Genomic DNA, 20,632 nt, shown 5'->3' on the forward strand with positions numbered 1-20,632 from the left:
CTGCTCATCGATATCGATATGGCGGTGGTGGGGCAGGCTGCCAGGGTGGCCATCAGCTCAGGCCGACTATCTCGCCCTGCTCGTCGATATCGATATGACGATAGGCCGGCAGGCTGCCGAGGCCAGGCATGGTCATGATGGGGCCCGCCAGGGCATAGACGAAGCCGGCGCCGGCGCACAGCCGCACCTCCTCGATGGGTACCTCGAAGTCTGTGGGCACCCCCTTGAGGGCCGGATCGTGGCTCAGGGAGAGCGGGGTCTTGGCCACGCAGACGGGCAGGTGATCCCAGCCCGCCGCCGACAGGGCCGTCAGCTGCCGGCGCGCCTTGTCAGAGAGGATGACGCCGCGACCGCCATAGCCGCACTCCACCAGGGTGGCGAGCTTGGCGCTGAGGCTCATCTCATCGGGATAGAGCAGTTTGACTTGGCTCGGCAGCTCACAGGCGGCGACCACGGCGCTGGCCAGCTCGCTGGCCCCGGCGCCACCCTGGGTGAAGGCATGCGAGAGGGCGACGCCAGCGGCGCCGGCCCGGGTCGCCTCGGCCATCAACAGATCCAGCTCGGCCTGGCTGTCGCCGGGGAAGCGGTTGACCGCCACCACCACGGGCACCCCATAGCGGCGGGCGTTGGCGATGTGCCAGGAGAGGTTGGCGCAGCCCTGGCGCAGGGTCGGCAGGTCTTCGCTCGCCAGGCTGGCGGGCAGCGGCTGGCCGGGGCGAATGTCGAGCAAGCCGCTGTTGGCCTTGAGGCCGCGCACAGTGGCTACCAGCACCACGCAGGCGGGGGCTATGCCGGACTGGCGGTACTTGATGTTGAAGAACTTCTCCAACCCCATGTCGGAGCCAAAGCCGGCCTCGGTCACCACGTAGTCGGTCAGGGCGAGGGCGATGCGATCGGCGATGACCGAGGAGTTGCCGTGGGCTATGTTGGCGAAGGGGCCGGCGTGCACCAGCACCGGGGTCTGCTCCGTGGTCTGCATCAGGGTCGGTTGCAGCGCGTCTTTGAGCAGCACCGTCATGGCGCCGGCCACCTCCAGCTGCTCGGTGGTGATGGGTTGACCCTTCATGTCGAGGGCCAGCTGGATGCGGCCGATGCGGGCTCGCAGGTCTTGCAGATCGGTGGCCAGCGCCAGTATGGCCATCAGCTCGGAGGCGGCGGTGATGACGAAGCGATCGGCACGCTCCACCCCATCGCTCGGGCCGCCCTGACCGATGCTGAGGTGGCGCAGGGCGCGATCGTTCATGTCCAGGGTGCGCGGCCAGAGGATGTTGGCGGGATCGATGTCGAGGCGCGCCAGGTCGGTCCTGGCACTGAACTGCTCGCCGAGCTTGTCTTCGTGGAACAGGCGGGCATCCAGCGCCGCGGCGGCCAGGTTGTGGGCGGCGGCGAGGGCGTGGAAATCGCCGGTCAGGTGCAGGTTCATCTCCTCCATCGGCACCACCTGGGCGTGACCGCCGCCGGCGGCGCCCCCCTTGACCCCGAACACCGGGCCCAGGCTCGGCTGGCGTATGGTGGCGATGCTGGCCTGGCCTATGTGGTTGAGCCCCATGGAGAGGCCCAGGGTGGTGACCGTCTTGCCCTCGCCGAGCGGGGTGGGGGTGATGGCGCTCACCAGCACCAGCTTGCCCGGCCGTTTGGCCGGCGCGGCGGGCTGCTTGAGCAACGCGAGACTCAGCTTGCCCTTGTGGTGGCCATAGGGGTAGAGCAGATGGGACGGGATGGCGAGGCGCTTGGCCAGCTCTTGGATCGAAAGACGGGGGGACTGGCGGGAGATCTCGATATCGCTTAGCATCAGCACCTCGTTGGCATGTCAGGTCAAATATGCGGCGCAGTCTAGTGGAATCAACAGGGTTATCCAATGAGTAATAACATTTTGTCCGGCAGTCGTGAGCTGCATCTAACTCCTATCCTGCTGGATCTCAATGCGCTCTACCACCCGCCCAAGCGGCCACTCACCGCGCTCGGCATCGTCAGCTCCTTCATCCCGCTGTTTGGCTACGGCTGGCAGGCGATGACCCAGGATCCCGAGACCCACTTTCGCCACGAGATCGGCAAGCGCATCAACAAGCACAAGACCGACGAGGCCAACCTCATCCTGATCCTGCAGCTGGCGGCCACGCTCGACTGCTACTGTCTGCACATCAGCCTGCCCTATGTGCCGAGCGATGAGCAGCTTGCCACCCTGCACCGGCGCCTGCCGCGCTGGCAGCTGACGCTGAGCGGGCAACTGCTGGTGGCCGAGCTGCCGGTGCCCGCCACCGATCCGCAAGCCCCCGGCACCCAGCCCTGATCGCGGGCCTCGCGCTTCCCATCATGGGCGTCGAGGCCGTGCTGTCACACACATCCAGTCAAACCCCGCCTCAGGCCTCGCGATCCCAGTAGTGGGGGGCGAGGTAGCGCTCCTGCACGAATTCGATGAAGCAGCGCACCTTGGCCGAGACGAAGCGGCGGTGCGGATAGAGCGCATAGAGGCCGACCTGGCCCTTGTCCCATTCCGGCAGCAGTGAGACCAGTTCCCCCGAGCGCAGCGCATCCCCGACGATGAAGGTGGGCTGCAGTATGATGCCCTGGTGATCGCAGGCGGCCCGGGTCAGCGCCACCCCGTTGTTGGCCCGCAGCGGCCCCTGCGGGCGCACGCTCAACTGCTCCCCCTTGCGCTTGAACACCCAGTCCGGCTGGGTCAGGGTGTAGATGAGGCAGTCGTGCTGCTTGAGATCCTCCGGCTGGCTCGGGGTGCCGCGGCGCGCCAGATAGGCGGGACTGGCGCACACCTCCAGCCGCATCATGGCCAGCGGCTTGGCGACCAGGGAGGAGTCAGGCAGGTTGCCGATGCGCAGCGCCAGATCGAAGCCCTCCTCCACCAGTGCCACCCGCCGATCGCTGTATTCGATCTCCAGCTTCAGGTCGGGAAAGCGCTCGCGAAACAGCGGCAGGGCGGGGGAGAGGTGCAGGTAGCCAAAATCCATCGGCACCGACAGCTTGAGGGTGCCCTGGGGCTGCTGGTTGTTGCGGGTGAGCTGGCTGTGGGTCTCCTCCAGCTCGGCCAGTAACGCCTGGGAGCGCTGGTAGTAGAACTGGCCCGCCTCGGTCGGGTTGACCTGACGGGTGGTGCGTGACAGCAGCCGGGTCGACAGGGACTCCTCCAGCTGCTGCATCAGCTTGGAGGTCATGGCGACCGAGATGCCGAGCTGGTGGGCGGCCTTGGTAAAACTTTGACACTCCACCACCTTGATGAAGGTACGCATGGCGGCTATCTGGTCCATATTCCACTCTCAGTTGATAATTATTTTAATAAATCGATGATTATCTATTGCTACTGGGAGGTTAGCATTTCGAGTATCGATGTGAACCCCTAACGAAGGAACGAACCGAATGAAAATGACCAAGGCCCTGCTGGCTTCCTGCCTGTTTATGGCGGCCCCCCTGATGGCGGCCGATTATGATGTCGACGCGGCGCACACCACAGTCCAGTTCAAGGTGGGCCACCTCGGCTTCTCCGAGCTGGTCGGTCGTTTCAACACCTTCAGCGGTACCTTCAGCATGGACGAGGCCAACCCGGCCGCGGCCAAGGCGAGCTTCGAGATCGATGCCGCCAGCGTGGACTCCAACCACGAGCCCCGTGACAAGCACCTGCGCAGCCCGGACTTCCTGGACGTGAAGCAGTACCCCAAGATGACCTTCGTCAGCAGCGGCTATGAAGGCAGCAAGGACAAGGGCGTGCTCAAGGGCTCCCTGACCCTGCACGGCGTCACCAAGGAAGTGGCCTTCGACATGGTCCACATCGGCGAAGGCAAGGATCCCTGGGGCGGCTACCGCAGCGGCTTCAATGCCACCACCACCATCAAGCGCAGCGACTTTGGCGTGAGCTACATGCTGCCCGGCATTCCGGATGAGATGAGCATCAACCTGTTCGTCGAAGGCGTGCGCAAGTAATGGGCGCAGCACTCCTGCTACAAACCCTGGCGGCTCCTTTGGGGGCCGCTTTGCTGTCATGGCGCTGGCCACGGCTGGGCTATCTGTGGGGGGCACTGGCCCTCTGGCTGGTGGGCTCCCTGCTGGGCGGCGCCTACGGCCTGCCCGCCAAGGCGTGGCAATGGCTGCCGCTGTGCCTGCTGGTGCCCGCCATCGTGGCCCAGCTGGTCGACAAGCGCGCCGCCCTGGCGCTGTTTGCGGTGCTCGCCGCCCTGGTGTGGTGGCAGGGGCTGGCCTCGGTGCTTGGCACAGAGCCGCGGATCTGGCTGGCCCTGCTGCCCGCCATCGCCTGGTTCGCCTGGACCGGGTGGCGCGGTGACAGCCGGGAGGGGCTTGGCTTTGCGCTCGGCTTCATCTGGCTGGCCCTGGTCATCGGCATCGATGGCAGCCTGCTGATCGCCCAGCTGGCGGGAGCCCTCGCTGCCTTCGCTGGCTTGCGCGCCCTGCTCGCTGCCCTGACCGGCGTCCAGGCGTCGCCTGGCGCACTGGCGCTGGCGCTGGCCTTCGTGCAGATGCTCGCCTGGCAGTATGTGGAGGTGCCGCTGCTGGTGCTGCTGCCGGTCTGGCTGCTGCCGCTGCTGGAGTGGGCCCTGGGCAAGCAGCCCTGGCTGACGCGCTGGGGCCTGTTGATCCTGGTGGCGGGGATCGGCGCCGGTCTGAGTCTGTGGTGGGTGTGGCCAGAAGCATCACTTTATTAATTTCTGCATGAAAAACATGCTATTACCTCATTATTTGATGAGTCAGTCATAGTCTGTACAGATAAAGATTGAGCGCCATGGTGGTTTCAGATAAAAAGGATTTTCAATTATCTGGACACACACAGAACCCGGCTATGCCGGGTTCTGTTTGCCTGCTTGTTTGCGGCGCGCTAAGGAGGCCACAGTTGCGCAGTCAAGGATCTGAGCATCTGTTTTTTCGCCATTTCACCGAGCAGGGACGCCTCGAAGGCCTCTGTATCCTGCTGGTCACCCATTTGCTCCCCGATCGACCCCATTTCATCCAGACCCTCGATCAGATAGGGCGGATCGGTGCCATCTTGCCAAAACCCAAATCAGTTCACGGACCGACCCTGATCTGGGCCCAGCAGCACTACCCGGTGTTGCCCCTCAACCGCCACTGGACCAACGATCCCGAGGGGGTGATCGAGCAGATAGCCCCCCTGGTCCGTGCCCACGAGCGGCTCATCATCCTGGACATAGGCGGTTACTTTGCCAGGACCCAGGCCATCTTGAGCGAGCACTTCGGGGCGCGCTTTCTCGGGGTGGTGGAGATGACAGAGAACGGTCACCAGCGCTACGAGCTGGAGGCGCTGGCCGCCCCCGTCATCTCGGTGGCGCGCAGCCCGCTCAAGCAGGCCGAGGACATCCAGATAGGCCTGAGTGTGGTCTACTCCGCCGAGTCCCTGGCCCGCACCCTCAATCGCACCTTCAATGTCTGCCAGGCCGCCCTGTTCGGCTACGGCAAGGTGGGGCGCAGCATCGCCCGCGAGCTGCGGTGCCGCAACCTGCATCTCGAGCTGGTGGAGACGGATGCGCTGCGCCAGGTGGAGGCGCTCTCCCACGGCTTCAAGCTGGTGGGCAAGGCCGAGGCGCTCAAGCGGGCCGAGCTGGTGATCTGCTCCACCGGCAACGGCTCGCTGGATCTCGACGATCTGCAGGCGCTGCGCCCCGGCGCCATGCTGGCCTCGGTCACCTCCGCCGATGACGAATTTGCGTTCTACCTCTCCCTGCTGCCCTGGCCGAGCGAGGAGGTGTGCCCCCATGTGCTGGCGCTGACCCGGCCGGATGGCAGCATCATCTTCCTGCTCAACCACGGCGAGGCGATCAATTTCGTCCACGGCGCCGTCATCGGCGAATACGTCTATCTGGTGCTGGCGGAGATCATCGAGGGGGTGCGTCAGCTGGCCCGCCAGGAGACGCTGCCCGGGCTGTTCGATCTGCCACAGACCACCATGAGCACCATAGCCCGCCACTGGCTGGCGGATTTTCACGGCGTCGTGCAATGAGCGCCATCCCGAATGCCGGGTGGCGCATGAGCGCTTCCCATCCCCCGCAGGCCGATTTTGACGGAGTCACCCCATGACAGAAATGGCACAACCCAGCCTCAAGCCTCGTATCGAGATCCGCTACTGCACCCTCTGCCGCTGGATGCTGCGCGCCGCCTGGCTGGCCCAGGAGCTGCTCTCCACCTTCGACAGTGACCTGGGGGAGGTGGCACTGGTGCCAGCCAGCAAGGGGGAGTTCAAGATCTTGGTGAACGGTGTCCAGGTGTGGGACAGGGTGGCCGATGAGGGCTTCCCCGAGGCCAAGGAGATCAAGCAGCGGGTGCGCGACCTCATCGCGCCGGAGCGGGATCTGGGCCACGCGGATCGCAAGCCGGCCGGTGAATGAACCGCGGTGACCGAATAGCAGCAGACTGAATAGCAGAAGGGAGGCACTGGCCTCCCTTCTGCTTGTTGACGTCAACGCGGCGCTCATCTGCGGCCGGCGATCCCCTCGACAGCCGCCGCGCGAGCGCCCCCTCAATCCCGGTAGGCGGCCGTCAGTCGCACCAGCTCCACCAGGGTGGCGACCGCTTTCTCCATGGATTGCAACGGGATGAACTCGTGCTTGCCGTGGAAGTTGTGGCCGCCGGTGAACAGGTTGGGGCAGGGCAGCCCCATGAAGGAGAGGCGGGCGCCGTCGGTGCCGCCGCGGATCGGCTTGATCTTGGGGGTCACGTCGGCGGCGAGCATGGCGGCCTTGGCCAGCTCGACGATGTGCATGTGCGGCTCGATCTGGCTGCGCATGTTGCGATAGCTGTCGGTCAGGGTCAGCTCGATGCGTGCCTTGGGGGCGTCCAGCTGCAGGGAGGCGACCCGCTCCTTGAGCTGGGCCTTGCGGGCGGCGAAGGCGTCGTCATCGAAGTCGCGGATGATGTAGTGCAGCTCGGTCTCTTCCACAGTGCCGCGCATCTGCGCCAGGTGGAAGAAGCCCTCATAGCCCTCGGTGCACTCCGGGGTCTGCTCGGGGGGCATGGCGGCATGGAAGCGGGCGGCCAGGGTCTGGCTGTTGATCATGCCGCCCTTGGCGGTGCCGGGGTGCACGTTGTTGCCGATGAAGCGCACCGTGGCGCTGGCGGCGTTGAAGTTCTCGTACTCCAGCTCCCCCAGCTCGCCGCCGTCGACGGTATAGGCCCAGCGCGCCGGGAAACGGTCGAGGGGGAACAGGTTGGCGCCGCGGCCTATCTCCTCGTCCGGGGTGAAGCCAAGCCAGAGGTCGCCACGGGGGATCTCGGGGTTGGTCTGCAGCTGGGCGACGGCGCTGAGGATCTCGGCGATGCCGGCCTTGTCATCGGCCCCCAGCAGGGTGGTGCCGTCGGTGGTGATGAGATCCTGGCCCAGGTAGTTCTTCAGGCAGCGATACTGGCGGATGGCCAGCACCTCGTCCCCCTTGCCGAGGCAGATATCTCCCCCCTGATAGTTTTCGATGATCTGGGGCACAACCTGCTCGGCCTCGTAGTCGGCGGTGTCCATATGGGCAATCAAGCCGATGGCGGGGGCGTCCGGCTGGTTGCCCGGCAGGCAGGCGGTGAGGTAGCCATTGTCATCCAGCGTGACCTGGCTGAGGCCAAGCTGTGTCATCTCATCGCGCAGGGCGCGGGCGAAGATCAGCTGACCCTCAGTGCTGGGACAGGCGGGATTGCACGCATCGGAGCGGGTATGAAAAGTCAGGTAACGCAGAAAACGCTCAAGCAGGGTATCCATGGGCAGGCCTCAGACCGATTAGAGAGGCACCATTGTGAGCAATCAGGTCGGATCGCTTATTGCGTCAGCGCAGTTTTTGACGCACTTTTTGCAGAAGATCGCGCAAGATACCCGTTCGGTGGTGCTATGGTCGGTGTCTCGGTCACTTTTTTGAATAATAATTCTAAATTAAAGCGTGGTTAATCACTTGTGAAGGGGCCTGATGCCGGCTCGGCCCTGTAGTGGCAAGGCATGGGGGAAAATGGCCTGTTCACCTGTTATTTCCAGGGGTAATAGGGAGGGAGGCGATCCCTTGCCATCCCAGTGCCAGCCTTGTTGGCAGCAAGATTTGATCGACTTATTAAAACCAGTTTTTGAACACTATTTTTTATTGTCACCGTCGGCGGTAAGTGTGTACACTCCGCGCCGATCCGAGGGTAACCCTGATGCAGGCAGAGCCGCCAGACACCGGAGGATCTTACGCCTATAGGGCGAGGCACGCAGAAACGACAGACACTGCTAGGGTATGGTTTCTTTAATACCGGTTAGGCTCCGGTATCAGGGAGAACAACAGACTCTCATCCACCTTCTGACCGAGTGAGCCGACGGCTCATCATCTTCCCTTGTCATGGGCGGTCACTGGTGTTGAGCAGGCTGTGGTGGTTGTCGTCTATCAACACGTTCGCGTGCTGACGCCTTCGCTTCCCTTCCTTGAAACCTCCCTTGTCGTCGTGATGGCTGCCGAATGATGAACAGATGGCGTGGCTGATGCTGTCTGTCATCAAAGTACCGCGGCGCCGCCATAGGGTGGTACCGCATACCGTTGAGCTTGATGTAAAGCCACCAGCCCCACATCAAGACTCGTTACTTCCCAAAATCCACCAGGCAGCCTTAAGGCTTGCCGCGATGTGCGCACAGAGGGTCTGGCAGCGATGGAAGCTAACCGCCGCAAGGCAGGTTGCTTTCAAGCTTCCAGCAGGCAAGCCTTGGCTTGCCACTGTGTGCAATAGATGGTCTGGATGTGATTGAGGGTAACGAAGGCGGCCTACTGGCCGCTCATTTGCGAGGCATAGCCCATGACTAACTGGTCCAGCAAGGACTCCTTGAAGGTCTACAACGTTCCCTACTGGGGTGCGGGTTTTTTCAATATCAATGACGCCGGTCATGTGACCGTCGCCCCCGACAAGTCACGCCCTGACGCGCATATCGTCATCTCCGATGCCATCGAACAGTTGCGCCAGTCCGGGCTGACCACCCCCGTGTTGCTGCGTTTCCCCGACATCCTCAAGAGCCGGGTCGATGCGCTGTTCAACGCCTTCGGTCAGGCCATCGAGAAGTCAGGCTATGAAGGGGATTACCTCTGCGTTTACCCGATCAAGGTAAACCAGCAGCGTCGCGTCATCGAGACCATCAGCCAGTCCTACAGTGACAAGCCGCGGCTTGGGCTGGAAGCGGGCTCCAAACCGGAGCTGTTGGCCGTGCTGTCCCATCACCATGAGCAAGGCTCGGTGATCGTCTGCAACGGTTACAAGGACCGCGAATACATCCGCCACGCCCTGTTGGGCAACCTGATGGGCCACAAGGTCTACATAGTGGTGGAGAAGCCCTCCGAGCTGGAAATGGTGTTGGACGAGTCAGCTCGCCTCAACATCAAGCCCAACATCGGGGTGCGTGCCAAGCTCGCTTCCACCGGCTCCGGCATGTGGGAATCGAGCGGCGGCTCCATGTCCAAGTTCGGCCTCTCCGCCTCCCAGATCCTGGCGCTGGTCGAGCGCCTGCGCAGCCTGGGCAAGCTCGATTGCCTGCAACTGCTGCACTTCCACCTCGGCTCCCAGATCGCCAACATCCGTGACATCCAGGGCGGTATCCGCGAGTGCGGCCGCTTCTATTCCGAGTTGCGTCGCTTAGGGGTGCCCATCGATGTGGTCGACGTCGGCGGTGGTTTGGGTGTGGACTATGAGGGCACCCGCTCCCAGAGCCACTGCTCCGCCAACTACAGCCTGTCCGAGTACGCCAACAACGTGGTGTGGGGCATCGGTGATGTCTGCCGCGAGTTTGACCTGCCGCATCCGACCATCATCAGCGAGTCCGGCCGTGCCCTGACCGCTCACCACGCCGTGCTGGTCACCAATCTGATTGGTGCCGAAGGGGTGGAGATGAGCGACATCAGCGCGCCGGATGAAGACGCACCGACCATTCTGCAGAACATGTGGAAGGGCTGGCTGGACCTGCGCAGCGAAGATCCCTCCCTGCTGGAGATCTTCCACGACTCGGTGGCGGATCTGGGCGATGTGAACACCCAGTACACCATGGGCCTGCTCAATCTGGAGCAACGTGCCTGGGCCGAGATGCTGCACCAGAACACCTGTCTGGCGCTCAAAGAGCTGCTCAACCCGGTCAACCGCAACCACCGCGCCCTGGCCGACGAGCTCTCCGAGAAGCTGGCCGACAAGTGCTTCGCCAACTTCTCCCTGTTCCAGTCCCTGCCGGATGCCTGGGGCATAGGTCAGGTGTTCCCGGTGATGCCGCTGACCGGGCTCGAGCGTCCGCTCACCCGCCGTGGCATCCTGATGGACATCACCTGTGACTCCGATGGTCAGGTCGAACACTATGTCGACGGTCTGGGGGTCGAGAGCACGCTGCCGATGCCGGAGTACGCCGAGAACGAAGTGTGCCACGTCGGCTTCTTCCTGGTCGGTGCCTACCAGGAGATCCTGGGGGATCTGCACAACCTGTTCGGTGACACCCACTGCGCGGAAGTGTGGCTCGACGAGGAAGGCAAGATGGACATTCGCAACGTGGTGCGCGGCGACACCGTCGACCAGCTGCTGCGTTACGTCAACATAGACCCGTCCGTCATTCGCGAGAACTACCAGCGCATCGTCTCCCACCCGGCGCTGGACGATGCGACCCGCAAGGCCCTGCTCGACGAGCTGGAGCTGGGTCTGCAAGGTTACGCCTATCTGGAAGACGAATAAGCCTCTGGCTTGTTCCCCGCATAGCGGGATTAAAAAACGGCGCCTTCGGGCGCCGTTTTTGTTTCGCATTTAGCGGGAAAAAGCTGCTATATAAAATTATGACGCCAACATTGACTCATCCCACGTTAGCCAAGCGTGGTCGGTAATCATATTCGTCTTTGTTTCTATCTTGCCTGAATGCGTGCTTAAGTAGCACCAGTGCGACACCCATCATCCCACCAAGCATAGTGGCCAAGACAACGATCAGCGGGCGTTTCGGCTTGTCTCTCGTTAGCGGTTGGCTCGGGGTATCCAGATAAGAGAATGGACGAAACTCTAACTTATTAAGGTTGATATCTTTTAACCTGTTAAGCTGTACATTCAATTCCATGATCTCCGGCATATACTCTTCAGGCTTTAGTGACTTAAGGATGGCCAATTTTTTAGCTAACCCGTCTTTGCCGAGGGTAATAGGGAAGCGATCACCATAGCTGAAGTTTTCCAATGGCTTATTCACCCCGGCAGCATTGGCAATGCTCATGCTGTAATCAATGTTCTCTATCTCTCCTGCCAGATTGCGCTGTGCATCCTCTGTTCTCATCTTTATTCTTAGTTTGAGCGTACTGAGTTGGCTATTTTTATTATTTTCTAAAATATCGAGTAACTCTTCGCTTTGTAATAAAATGATATAATTTATATATCCTGTCAGCAGCGATAAGGCATCCTCTTTTTTAAAAAAAGAAAAAGAAAGGTGTATGCCTGGCTGCTCACCCTTCTTGTCTGCAGGTTCGATCGTCATCCACTCAGACCATGTTCTTAACAAACGTTGCTGCGCCAACGAGTCTAATTTATTCTCTACAATATACTCTTTAAATTGAGAGGTGTTTTGTAAAAAATCGCTGATATTATCGTAAGACTTAAACTCTAGTAAAAAGTCATTGTAGATAGAGTTATTATTCTTAGCGCCGGCTAATCCTTGTATTTCAAGGGCGGCTCTTAGCCGATCAAGCTCCAGAGTATCTCGTTGCTTAGGTTGATATATGGTTGCATTAGCTGTCCACTGTTCGGGAGCCACTACGGCATATAATAATCCGATACAACCACAGATAAAGGTTACAAGAAGAATGCGGTACTTCTTCTTCCATAATAAGATAGTCAGTTCAACAAGATCTATTTCATCATTGAGTGGTTTGCTATTTATGCTGTAATTGATTGCATTGTTATTTTTGTTGCTCATTGTTCAACTGGTCAATATTTGTCGTAGGTGCTCTTTTATACTGTATTTTTGACTTTCTTTCATCCGCTTATTTATTACTTTTAGATGAAAAAAATAGATGGCATCGGTCTTTGTGTTTATTTAATGTTTATTTAATGTTTATTTAATGTTTATTTAATGTTTATTTAATGTTTATTTAATGTTTTATCTTCGGGCTGTTTTGATGGGTAGTGGTGTTCTTGGTGTGAGCTTGTGTAATGGCGCCCCATTTATAAAGACTGACGCAGCAATCTGTACTCTCGCTTTCTGGGAATGCACTGTCCGAGTTATTGGATGATAGATACCGGCCATTCTCTTGTTGTTAATGCCTTCTTTTACGGCCCAACAGAGACTTGCCAATCACCACCAGGAGGCTGAAGACGGCATAGATGGCGTTGGACTGGGCATATTCCTCCGCCACATAGGTGAAGTTGGATCTGTACTTCTCCACCGCCTCCGCCGGGGTGTTGGCGTAGATGAAATCGTCCTCCACCTCGAAGCCCTGGGCCAGCAGCGCGTTCCTCTCCAGGGTAAAGGTGGGAGAGTCGGCATCGAGATAGGTATAACTCTGCCGGTTGGATGCCGGTATGGTGAGAAACTGGTACTTCGCCATGGGCTGCCTCATTTGAATGGCTCGATCCGATCGCCCCTCCTTATCACGCCGCTGCTGTTATGGAGAAGGTCAATAAAGGTTCGTACGGGTCTTTTGATGGCCCAGCCTAACCAGACGGCCGAGGCGGCGTAATGACCATCTGGGTTGCCACTGGCGGGGATGGGTTCCGGTATGGGTCCTCGTCTCTGTTATCATCCCGACCAGCCTCTTTCCCCTCTTTCTTTGACCTCACAGGAGAACCCATGTCTCGCATCATCTATCTGCTGCGCCACGGCCAGACCCGTTACAACGCCGAGCAGCGGCTACAGGGGCGCTGCAACTCGGATCTGACCGCTAGAGGAGAGGCGCAGGCCATCGCCATGGGGACCCGTCTGCGCGAACAGTTGAGCGACCCCGCCAGCTGGACTGTCTATGCCAGCCCCCTCGGCCGTACCCGGCAGACGGCGCAGCTGGTGTGCCAGCAGCTTGGGCTCGACAGCGAGCGCATCGTCTGGGACGAGCGGCTGGTGGAGCTGGGCATGGGGGAGTGGGAGAGTTGCCGGGTGCCGGATCTGCTGGAAGATCATCCCGAACTCGATATCAGCAAGCCGGACTGGTATCTGCAGGCCCCCGCCGGGGAGGACTTTCACAGCATCCAGCGCCGGGCCCAGGGCTGGCTGATGGATCCCGCCACTGCCGAGCGTGCCATCGTCATCTCCCACGGCCTGCTTGGCGCCATGCTGCGCGGCGCCTATGCCGATCTCGACTATGCCACCACCTGGCGCCAAGAGCTGCCACAGGATGCCTTCTTCAAGCTCAGCGGCGGCCGGATCGAACGCATTCAGTGCTAAGCCCCGATGAGCCTTCCCCCGTGGGTGAGACCCATTGGCATGTGGAGCGTTGGGTTACTCCGGGATGAGCCGCGCAATATTCTGGTAAAGCACGGCCTTCGAACCATGCTTGCCGAGGATGGTGATAACACACAAGAGTCGGGACATTTGGTAGTTTGACCCGTTACCAGATTGCCCATGTTCTAGATAACTAAGCTCTGTTTCCCACGCAATGGCACAGTTTCCCGCGATGGCGCCGGTTATGATGGAGGCTGGATATTGTGGCAAGGGGGGAAGAATCATGATCAGCCATATCGACCATCTGGTATTGACGGTCAGCGACATAGATCGCTCGGTCGCGTTTTACAGCGGTGCATTCAAGATGGAGGCCATCAGCTTCGGGGCGGGGCGGCGGGCGCTGCGCTTTGGCAACCAGAAGATCAACCTGCAACTGCTGGGGCAGGAGCCGCGTAATCGGGCCTGTGTCGGCTCTGGGGATCTCTGCCTCATCACCCGCTGGCCCCTGGACCTGGTCATGGCCCAGCTCACCAGTCACGGGGTCGAGATAGTGGAGGGGCCCGTCACCAAGTCCGGGGCCTGCGGGCCCATAGAGTCGGTCTACTGCCTGGATCCGGACCAGAACCTTATCGAGATCAGTTGCTACCTCTGAGCCGAGGTGCGGCGCCCTGAATGACAGGGAGCGGCCAAGGCGTAAACAACACGGCAGCCCTGGGGCTGCCGTGTTGTGTTTGGGTGCTTGAGGCATCGGCCCTAAGCCATTCCCCGCAGTATTAGCAGACTCCCTGCGCCAGCATGGCATCGGCCACCTTGACGAAGCCGGCGATGTTGGCGCCGCTCTCGTAGTTCACATGGCCCTCCTCGTCCTGGCCGTAGCGCACGCAGGTGGCGTGGATGCTGGTCATGATCCCCTTGAGACGGGCATCCACCTCTTCCCGGCTCCAGCCGAGGCGCTGGGCGTTCTGGCTCATCTCGAGCCCGGAGGTGGCGACGCCCCCCGCGTTGGCGGCCTTACCTGGCGCAAACAGCACTTTGGCAGCGTGGAAGGCCTGGATGGCGGCGGCGCTGCTCGGCATGTTGGCACCCTCGGCCACCAGCAGCACACCGCCCGCGATGAGCGCGGCGGCATCCTCTGCATCCAGCTCGTTCTGGGTGGCGCAGGGCAGGGCGACCTGGGTCGGCAGGTGCCAGGGGGTGCGGCCGGTGAAGAACTCCAGCCCAAGCTCATGGGCGTAATCCGCGACCCGCTTGCGCTGCTCGTTCTTGAGCTCCATCAGGCGTGCCAGCTTGTCGGGGGTGAAACCGTCCGGATCATAGACGGTGCCGCCGGAATCGGAGGCGGTGATGACCCGGGCGCCGAGCGCCATCGCCTTCTCGATGGCGTATTGCGCCACGTTGCCCGAGCCCGACACCGACACCGTCATGCCGGCCAGGGACTGGCCACGGTGGGCCAGAGTGGCCTCGACGAAGTAGAGCAGGCCATAGCCGGTGGCCTCCGGGCGGATCAGGCTGCCGCCAAAGGAGAGCCCCTTGCCGGTGAAGACGCACTCGGCGCTGTTGGTGAGCTTCTTCATCATGCCCGCCATGTAGCTCACCTCGCGCCCACCCACGCCGATGTCACCGGCCGGCACGTCGGTATTGGCCCCCAGGTGGCGATAGAGCTCCAGCATCAGCGCCTGGCAGAAGCGCATCACTTCCCCCTCGCTCTTGCCCTTGGGATCGAAATCGCTGCCACCCTTGCCGCCACCCATGGGCAGGGTGGTGAGGGCGTTCTTGAAGGTCTGCTCGAAGGCCAGGAATTTGAGCACCGAGAGATCCACCGAGGGGTGGAAGCGCATGCCGCCTTTGAAGGGACCTATAGCCGAGCTGTGCTGGATGCGGTAGCCGCGGTTCACCCGCACCTGGCCCCGATCATCCACCCAGCTGACGCGAAACTGAATGAGTCGCTCCGGCTCCACCAGTCGCTCCAGCAGGCCGTGTTGCAGGTAACGGGGGTGGCGCTCGATGAAAGGCCAGATGGAGGCAACCACCTCGCTCACCGCCTGAATGAACTCCGGCTGATGGGCATTGCGCTGGGCCACCTGGTCGAGAAACGCCGCCTGGGAGAGGGAATGACTCATCTGTAACTCCTGTAGTGAAAGATCATATTGGCGTCATGCCAGAGAAGGGATCATGGCCCGCATTCAGATTTATGTTCGAGTTAGAAAGTGAATACGGATAAAAATTTGTTCAACAACAATGGCTGCCGACAATCACGAGCTGGCGCCCGTCATGGCCGAAACAGGTATAATAATTTGCGCCGCTGAAAATCTTTTTATGCATTTTTGTTAAATAAATAGCAAGTGATAGTTCTCTCTTTCCGGTCTGGAGCGCCAGCTAGTCTCTCGGCAGGTTTCGGTCGGCGCCCTTACTTGTGTCACCACCCGGCTTGGGGTAGGGTTTGGCCCGCGCGAGGAACCAAGGCACGCCGATCGGCAGGGGCAAAGATGGCTTGGCGAACAGGGATGGATGGGGCCGACGGCGACGGCCTGAGGCGGCCGGGCGCAACTATCCGGCGTATGGCGCGGGGCAATATGCTACTGTAGCGGCGTTTTTTTGGTGAATGCGCAGGCTTTGCCTTTTTTGAAGATGCTTTTTGCAGATGGAATGGTATGCAGACTAACCCGATGACGACCCGGCTGACCCAGTCGACGACCCTCTTCAACCCAATACTCTGGCAGGTGACCCATGCTGGCTGATGAATCCATGCGCCTTAACAAGTACATCAGCGAGAGCGGCATCTGCTCGCGCCGTGAGGCCGATCGCTTCATCGAGCAGGGCCAGGTCTTCATCAACGGCAAGCGGGCCGGGATAGGGGACCAGGTGTTCGCCGGGGATCTGGTCAAGGTCAACGGTCAGGCGATCGAGGCGCGGGAGGCCGACAGCCTGGTGTTCATCGTGCTCAACAAGCCGGTGGGCATAGTCTCCACAACGGAGGCGGGGGAGAAGGACAACATAGTCGACTTCGTCAACCACAGCACCCGCATCTTCCCCATAGGCCGGCTCGACAAGGACTCCCAGGGGCTGATCTTCCTGACCAACCACGGCGATCTGGTCAACAAGATCCTGCGGGCGGGCAACGATCACGAGAAAGAGTATCTGGTGACCGTCGACAAGCCGGTGACCGACGAGTTTATCCGGGGCATGGGTGCCGGGGTGCCGATCCTCGGCGCCGTCACCAAGAAGTGCAAGGTGAAGAGAGAGGCGCCCTTCGTGTTCCGCATCACCCTGGTGCAGGGGCTGAACCGCCAGATCCGCCGCATGTGCGAACACTTCGGCTTCGAGGTCACCAAGCTCGAGCGCGTCCGCATCATGAACGTCAGCCTCAAGGGACTGCCGGTGGGGGAGTGGCGGGATCTCACCGATGACGAGCTGATCGAGCTGTTCAAGCTGATCGAGGACTCCTCCTCCGAGGTGAAGCCGGCCAAGGGGGAGAAACCCAAGGCGGCCGGCGCTCAGGGCGCCAAGGTCCAAGCGGGTCAGAATGGCAAACCGGCGCTGGGCAAGAAGCCGCGCCGGGATGATGATCACGAGATAGGCGGGCGTCCCAATGTGCCGGGCCCCGCGGCGTTCGAGAACAAGGGCCCCGCAGGCAAGGGGACTGTTGGCAAAGGTGGCGCAGGAAAAGCCGCCGCAGGTAAAGGTGCGTCCAACAAGGGCGGCAAACCCGCCGCGGCCAAACCGCGTTCCAACCAGGCCGGACGGCAGAAGAAGGGGCGCTAACAGGCCCCGCTGACTCGTGCCAGCCCAGCTTGCACTCCCCAATACACCGGCCCTAGGCCGGTGTATTGCTTTGGGCTGGCAGCGGGGCCGGGGCGGGCTGTCGCATCACCCGGGCGTAGTGGCGGGGATCGAGGCGCAGCACCAAGAGGCTCATCAGCACCAGCCCTCCCAGCTGCCACTGCCAGGCGGCGGCAAAGTCACCGCTGGCGTGATAGAGCCTGGCCGCCACCCAGGGGCCTGTGGCCGCCAGCATGAAGCCGAAGCCCTGCATCAGGGCGCTGAGGGCGCCGGCGCGTCTGGGGTCTGGCAGGTGATCCAGCGCTATCACCATGATGAGGGAGAAGCTGCCGCCGAGCCCGGCGCCGCACAGCATGCACCAGAGGATGGGGGCGCTGGCCGGCGCCAGCCAGAGGCCACCGAAGCCCAGCGCCTGGGCAAGGATGGCGAGCCCCATCCAGGGGCGCCGATCCAGCCTGCGCGCCGCCAGCATGGGCAGGCCGAGGCCGCTCAGGGTCTGGGCCAGTGCCAGCCAGGCCACCAGCTCACCCCCCTGCTGGGCGCTCAGGCCCTGCGCCATGTAGGCCGGCGCCAGCCAGGCCACGACTATGCCATAGCCGCTGTTGATGATGCCAAAGCAGCCGATCAGCAGCCAACTGCGGGGCAGGCCGATCAGCTGCTGCTCCCCCTGTGGTTGTGGGGCCCTGGTCGCCGTCGGCAGCCTTACTCGCCAGCCGAGCCAGCCGAGCCAGATCAGCGCCAGCAGCACCGGCAGGCTCCACAAGGCGAGCACTCGCGACCAGTCGAGCCGCTCTGCCAGATGGGGGCTGAGGATGGCGCCCAGCGCCCCGCCTCCCATCATGCAGGCAGAGAAGATCCCCATCACCAGCGGCACCCGCCGGGCGAAGGCCCCCTTGATGAGACCGGGCAGCACCCCCTGCACCAGTGCCGAGCCCAGTCCGCAGAGGGCGGCGCTGGCGATGAGCAGGGCGCCGCTGGTCAGATCGAAGCGCAGGGCGCTGCCCAGCGCCAGCAGCAACAGCGCTGCTGCCAGCAGGCGGCGCGGGCTGGTCAGCCTCAGCAAGGTGGGAGTGAACAGCACGCCGACCCCGATCAGCAACAGGGGCAGCAGGGTCACCCAGGCGAGGTTGTCCATGCCGAGCGCCAGCCGGGCATCTATCCGCCCCGCCAGCGGCCCTATGGCGGTGAGGAAGGGGCGCAGGTTGATGCCGATCAGCATCACTAGCACCAGCAGGGCGCCAGCTCCCTGCTTACTCATGGCAGGGATCGCCGTAGAGGGTGGCGGCCGGGATGGGGCTCGGCAGCTTGATCAGCGGCAGGGGCGGCGGCTTGAGGGCCAACCCCAGCCGCTGATAGCTCGCGGTGCTGTCGAAGCCGAAGGGGGCCGCATCCTGATTGTCGAAGGCGTAGTAGACGGCACTGATGCCGTTCATCACCAGCGCGCTCAGGCACATGGGGCAGGGGTGGCCGCTGGCGTAGACGATGGTGCCCGCCAGCGGCCCCTGCTGGCTCCCCTCGCGCAGCACCTCCAGCTCGGCGTGACGGGTGGGGTCGCCGTTCTCCAGCATGCGATTGACGGCGCTCGCCACCAGCCGGTTGTCCCGTACCAGCAGGGCGGCGAAGGGGCGGCCCCCTTGCTGGCGATGGGTCAGGGCCAGGTGCAGCACCTGCTCCAGCCACTCCTGATGGGTGGGATCGGAGAGGGCGGTCAGGGAGTTGACGAGGCGGGTACCGGACTGAGGGGCGGGTGACATGGCAGATCCTGCGCAGAGAGGGAGTGGCGGCAGCCTAGCGGGTCATCGGGTCATTTGGAAATTAAATGATAGAATGGCAATCAGTGGTTTTATAAATGGAATCGGACATGCTGGATCCCCAGTTGCTGCGCAGTTTTGTCGCCATCATAGAGACCGGCAGCTTCACCCGCGCCGGTGAGCGCGTCCACCTGACCCAGTCCACCATCAGCCAGCAGATGCGGCGCCTCGAGCAGCAGCTCGGCTGCCCGCTGCTGGACAGGAGCGGACGCCAGGTGGTGACCACGGTAGCGGGGGAGACCTTGCTGGGGCTGGCGCGCCGGATCCTGGCGCTGCTGGCCCAGGCCGAGCAGCAGCTGAGCGAGGCGAGCCAGCCGCTGAGTCTGGGGGTGCCGGAGGACTTCGCCGCCGAGGCCATGACCTCGGCGCTGGCGGCCTTCGCCCGCCAATACCCTGAGGTCCGGCTGGAGGTGCAGAGCGATCTCAGCCACGCCTTGTGGCAGCGATTCGAGGCGGGGGAGCTGGATCTGGCGCTGGTCAAGCAGGGGCACGGTCAGGGCAGCCCCATCGCCAGCTGGCGCGAGCCGCTCGCCTGGGTCGACAGCCGCGACTGGCACGCCAGCGAGCGGGATCCGGTGCCGCTGGTGGTGTTTCCGAGCGAGGGGCTCTATCGGCGGCAACTGACGGAGACCCTCGACGGGCTGGGGCGGCGTTGGCGTATCGCCTATGTCAGCGCCAGCCTCGCCAGCCTGCAGGGGGCGGTCAGTGCGGGGATCGGTGTCAGTCTCTTGCCGCGGCGCTTGCTGCTGCCGGATCAGCTGGAGCTGTCACACTGGCCGTCGGTGCCGCCGATTGAGCTGGCGCTGCATCTGGGGGCGGGCGGCGGGGAGCCATTGACCCGGCTCAGCCAGGCGCTGATCGATCTGTGTGATCAGGTGATGGGGCCAGGCTGAGTCAGCGATTTAAGTCAGCGATTGAGGGTTGGCTCGCTCAGGCGATGGCCTGTTTGGGCCGCACGGTGAGCCAGACTTCCACCTCGCCGCTGCCGGTGAGGGGATCGAAGGCGGCGCCGTAGCGCTCGAAATCCGGCCTGTGGGCAGACTCGTAATCGGAGTGCGCCAGCCAGTCCAGCGCCTGCTGCCAGGTCTGCGGCAGGGCATCGACATGGCCCCTATGCAGGAAGACGGCGTAGCTCTGCGCCTGGATGCGCATCCGGCCAAGGGACTTGGGTAACACCTCCAGCGCGGCGACCTCCACCGCGCACATGTACTCGCAGCCGGTGGCGTCGGCGCCGCAGATGACGCCGTAGGCATGCTCCCCCAGCTGGCCCGGCAACGGGCCCAGGGCGCCGAAGTCGCGCCACTGACCACCGAAGTTCCCCTGTTGGAACAGATGGTGACGGCGCAGCCCACCCAGCAACATAGGGCGACCGCTCTCGAAACGAATGGGTGTTGTCATGGCGTCTCCTGGGTGGTGCTGCGGTGTGAGCTCAGCGCGCCTTCACCCGGCTTGCTTATCCTGCTCGTCCTGCTGGTTTTTTTGCTCGGCGCCTTGCTGGATCTTTCGCTCATAGTCCCGTTGGACTATGGCCAGCGCCGCCAGGGCCAGGGTCGGATCGATCTGGTTGGTCTCCAGCAGCTCGATGAGATCCACCGCGAGTTTCACCTCGGGTGGCGCGTTTTCCAGTGACATCGGTTTCTCCCCTCTTCCTGTCTCAGAGCGGCCATTATACAGGGCCATCACCCACCTCGGG

20 protein-coding genes are annotated in these 20,632 nt (G+C 62.1%); 10 read left to right on the forward strand and 10 right to left on the reverse strand.

Features of this window, described 5'->3' with window-relative positions; translation table 11 throughout:
* Positions 1-52 precede the first annotated feature (52 nt).
* On the reverse strand, positions 53-1,792 hold the full coding sequence (locus tag EL255_RS07280) for a formate--tetrahydrofolate ligase (protein ID WP_042651425.1): 1,740 nt from the start codon (positions 1,790-1,792) through the stop codon (positions 53-55).
* Positions 1,793-1,858: 66 nt separating this feature from the next.
* Between EL255_RS07280 and EL255_RS07285 the strand changes: the two genes are divergently transcribed.
* Positions 1,859-2,290: a hypothetical protein gene (locus tag EL255_RS07285; RefSeq protein WP_042651426.1), complete on the forward strand. Its 432-nt coding sequence runs from the start codon at positions 1,859-1,861 to the stop codon at positions 2,288-2,290.
* Between the two features lie 70 nt (positions 2,291-2,360).
* Here the strand turns inward: EL255_RS07285 and EL255_RS07290 are convergent, their stop codons facing one another.
* Entirely contained in the window at positions 2,361-3,263 is a 903-nt protein-coding gene (locus tag EL255_RS07290; protein ID WP_042651427.1) for a LysR family transcriptional regulator, read from the reverse strand.
* Positions 3,264-3,372: 109 nt separating this feature from the next.
* On the opposite strand from EL255_RS07290, the gene EL255_RS07295 reads away from it, so the two are divergent.
* The 4 genes from EL255_RS07295 (at position 3,373) to EL255_RS07310 (ending at position 6,362) form a co-directional block, all read left to right on the forward strand.
* Positions 3,373-3,933 carry a YceI family protein gene (locus EL255_RS07295; RefSeq protein WP_042651428.1) on the forward strand — a complete coding sequence of 187 codons (561 nt, stop codon included), beginning with the start codon at positions 3,373-3,375 and terminating at the stop codon, positions 3,931-3,933.
* Positions 3,933-4,670, forward strand: a complete 738-nt coding sequence (locus EL255_RS07300) for a hypothetical protein (RefSeq protein WP_042651429.1) — start codon at positions 3,933-3,935, stop codon at positions 4,668-4,670. The genes EL255_RS07295 and EL255_RS07300 overlap by 1 nt, the downstream gene beginning before the upstream one ends.
* A 185-nt stretch (positions 4,671-4,855) precedes the next feature.
* The gene (locus EL255_RS07305; protein ID WP_042651430.1) at positions 4,856-5,977 is read left to right on the forward strand and encodes an adenosylhomocysteinase; all 1,122 of its coding nucleotides are present in this window, start codon (positions 4,856-4,858) and stop codon (positions 5,975-5,977) included.
* Positions 5,978-6,059: 82 nt separating this feature from the next.
* The gene (locus EL255_RS07310; RefSeq protein ID WP_218388356.1) at positions 6,060-6,362 is read left to right on the forward strand and encodes an Rdx family protein; all 303 of its coding nucleotides are present in this window, start codon (positions 6,060-6,062) and stop codon (positions 6,360-6,362) included.
* A 131-nt stretch (positions 6,363-6,493) separates the two neighbouring features.
* Here the strand turns inward: EL255_RS07310 and pepT are convergent, their stop codons facing one another.
* Positions 6,494-7,717, reverse strand: a complete 1,224-nt coding sequence (gene pepT, locus EL255_RS07315; RefSeq protein WP_042651432.1) for a peptidase T — start codon at positions 7,715-7,717, stop codon at positions 6,494-6,496.
* Positions 7,718-8,772: 1,055 nt separating this feature from the next.
* On the opposite strand from pepT, the gene speA reads away from it, so the two are divergent.
* Positions 8,773-10,674: a biosynthetic arginine decarboxylase gene (gene speA / locus EL255_RS07325; protein ID WP_042651433.1), complete on the forward strand. Its 1,902-nt coding sequence runs from the start codon at positions 8,773-8,775 to the stop codon at positions 10,672-10,674.
* Positions 10,675-10,789: 115 nt separating this feature from the next.
* Here speA and EL255_RS07330 read toward each other — a convergent pair whose 3' ends face one another.
* The gene (locus tag EL255_RS07330) at positions 10,790-11,890 is read right to left on the reverse strand and encodes an LPS O-antigen chain length determinant protein WzzB (RefSeq protein ID WP_042651434.1); all 1,101 of its coding nucleotides are present in this window, start codon (positions 11,888-11,890) and stop codon (positions 10,790-10,792) included.
* 340 nt (positions 11,891-12,230) lie between these two features.
* On the reverse strand, positions 12,231-12,521 hold the full coding sequence (locus EL255_RS07335) for a hypothetical protein (protein ID WP_042651435.1): 291 nt from the start codon (positions 12,519-12,521) through the stop codon (positions 12,231-12,233).
* Between the two features lie 242 nt (positions 12,522-12,763).
* On the opposite strand from EL255_RS07335, the gene EL255_RS07340 reads away from it, so the two are divergent.
* On the forward strand, positions 12,764-13,351 hold the full coding sequence (locus EL255_RS07340; RefSeq protein WP_042651436.1) for a histidine phosphatase family protein: 588 nt from the start codon (positions 12,764-12,766) through the stop codon (positions 13,349-13,351).
* Positions 13,352-13,631: 280 nt separating this feature from the next.
* Entirely contained in the window at positions 13,632-14,000 is a 369-nt protein-coding gene (locus tag EL255_RS07345) for a VOC family protein (RefSeq protein ID WP_042651438.1), read from the forward strand.
* Between the two features lie 121 nt (positions 14,001-14,121).
* Here EL255_RS07345 and gdhA read toward each other — a convergent pair whose 3' ends face one another.
* A complete protein-coding gene (gene gdhA / locus EL255_RS07350) occupies positions 14,122-15,468 on the reverse strand; it encodes an NADP-specific glutamate dehydrogenase (protein ID WP_042651439.1) in 1,347 nt (448 codons plus the stop codon).
* Positions 15,469-16,075: 607 nt separating this feature from the next.
* Here gdhA and rluF point away from each other — a divergent pair.
* Positions 16,076-17,110 carry a 23S rRNA pseudouridine(2604) synthase RluF gene (gene rluF / locus EL255_RS07355; RefSeq protein ID WP_042651440.1) on the forward strand — a complete coding sequence of 345 codons (1,035 nt, stop codon included), beginning with the start codon at positions 16,076-16,078 and terminating at the stop codon, positions 17,108-17,110.
* Positions 17,111-17,162: 52 nt separating this feature from the next.
* Here the strand turns inward: rluF and EL255_RS07360 are convergent, their stop codons facing one another.
* Positions 17,163-18,386 carry an MFS transporter gene (locus tag EL255_RS07360; RefSeq protein ID WP_042651441.1) on the reverse strand — a complete coding sequence of 408 codons (1,224 nt, stop codon included), beginning with the start codon at positions 18,384-18,386 and terminating at the stop codon, positions 17,163-17,165.
* Positions 18,379-18,882 (reverse strand): nucleoside deaminase, encoded by a 504-nt coding sequence (locus tag EL255_RS07365; RefSeq protein ID WP_042651442.1) that lies wholly within the window; start codon positions 18,880-18,882, stop codon positions 18,379-18,381. Before EL255_RS07365 ends, EL255_RS07360 begins: the two co-directional genes overlap by 8 nt.
* A 107-nt stretch (positions 18,883-18,989) precedes the next feature.
* On the opposite strand from EL255_RS07365, the gene EL255_RS07370 reads away from it, so the two are divergent.
* Positions 18,990-19,832 (forward strand): LysR family transcriptional regulator, encoded by an 843-nt coding sequence (locus EL255_RS07370; RefSeq protein ID WP_042651443.1) that lies wholly within the window; start codon positions 18,990-18,992, stop codon positions 19,830-19,832.
* A gap of 37 nt (positions 19,833-19,869) precedes the next feature.
* On the opposite strand, the gene EL255_RS07375 is transcribed toward EL255_RS07370, so the two are convergent.
* Entirely contained in the window at positions 19,870-20,337 is a 468-nt protein-coding gene (locus tag EL255_RS07375; protein ID WP_042651444.1) for a GyrI-like domain-containing protein, read from the reverse strand.
* Between the two features lie 42 nt (positions 20,338-20,379).
* Positions 20,380-20,571 carry a pleiotropic regulatory protein RsmS gene (rsmS, locus tag EL255_RS07380; protein ID WP_042651445.1) on the reverse strand — a complete coding sequence of 64 codons (192 nt, stop codon included), beginning with the start codon at positions 20,569-20,571 and terminating at the stop codon, positions 20,380-20,382.
* Positions 20,572-20,632: the final 61 nt, after the last annotated feature.

This window comes from Aeromonas encheleia, from assembly GCF_900637545.1.
GTDB classification, from domain to species: domain Bacteria; phylum Pseudomonadota; class Gammaproteobacteria; order Enterobacterales; family Aeromonadaceae; genus Aeromonas; species Aeromonas encheleia.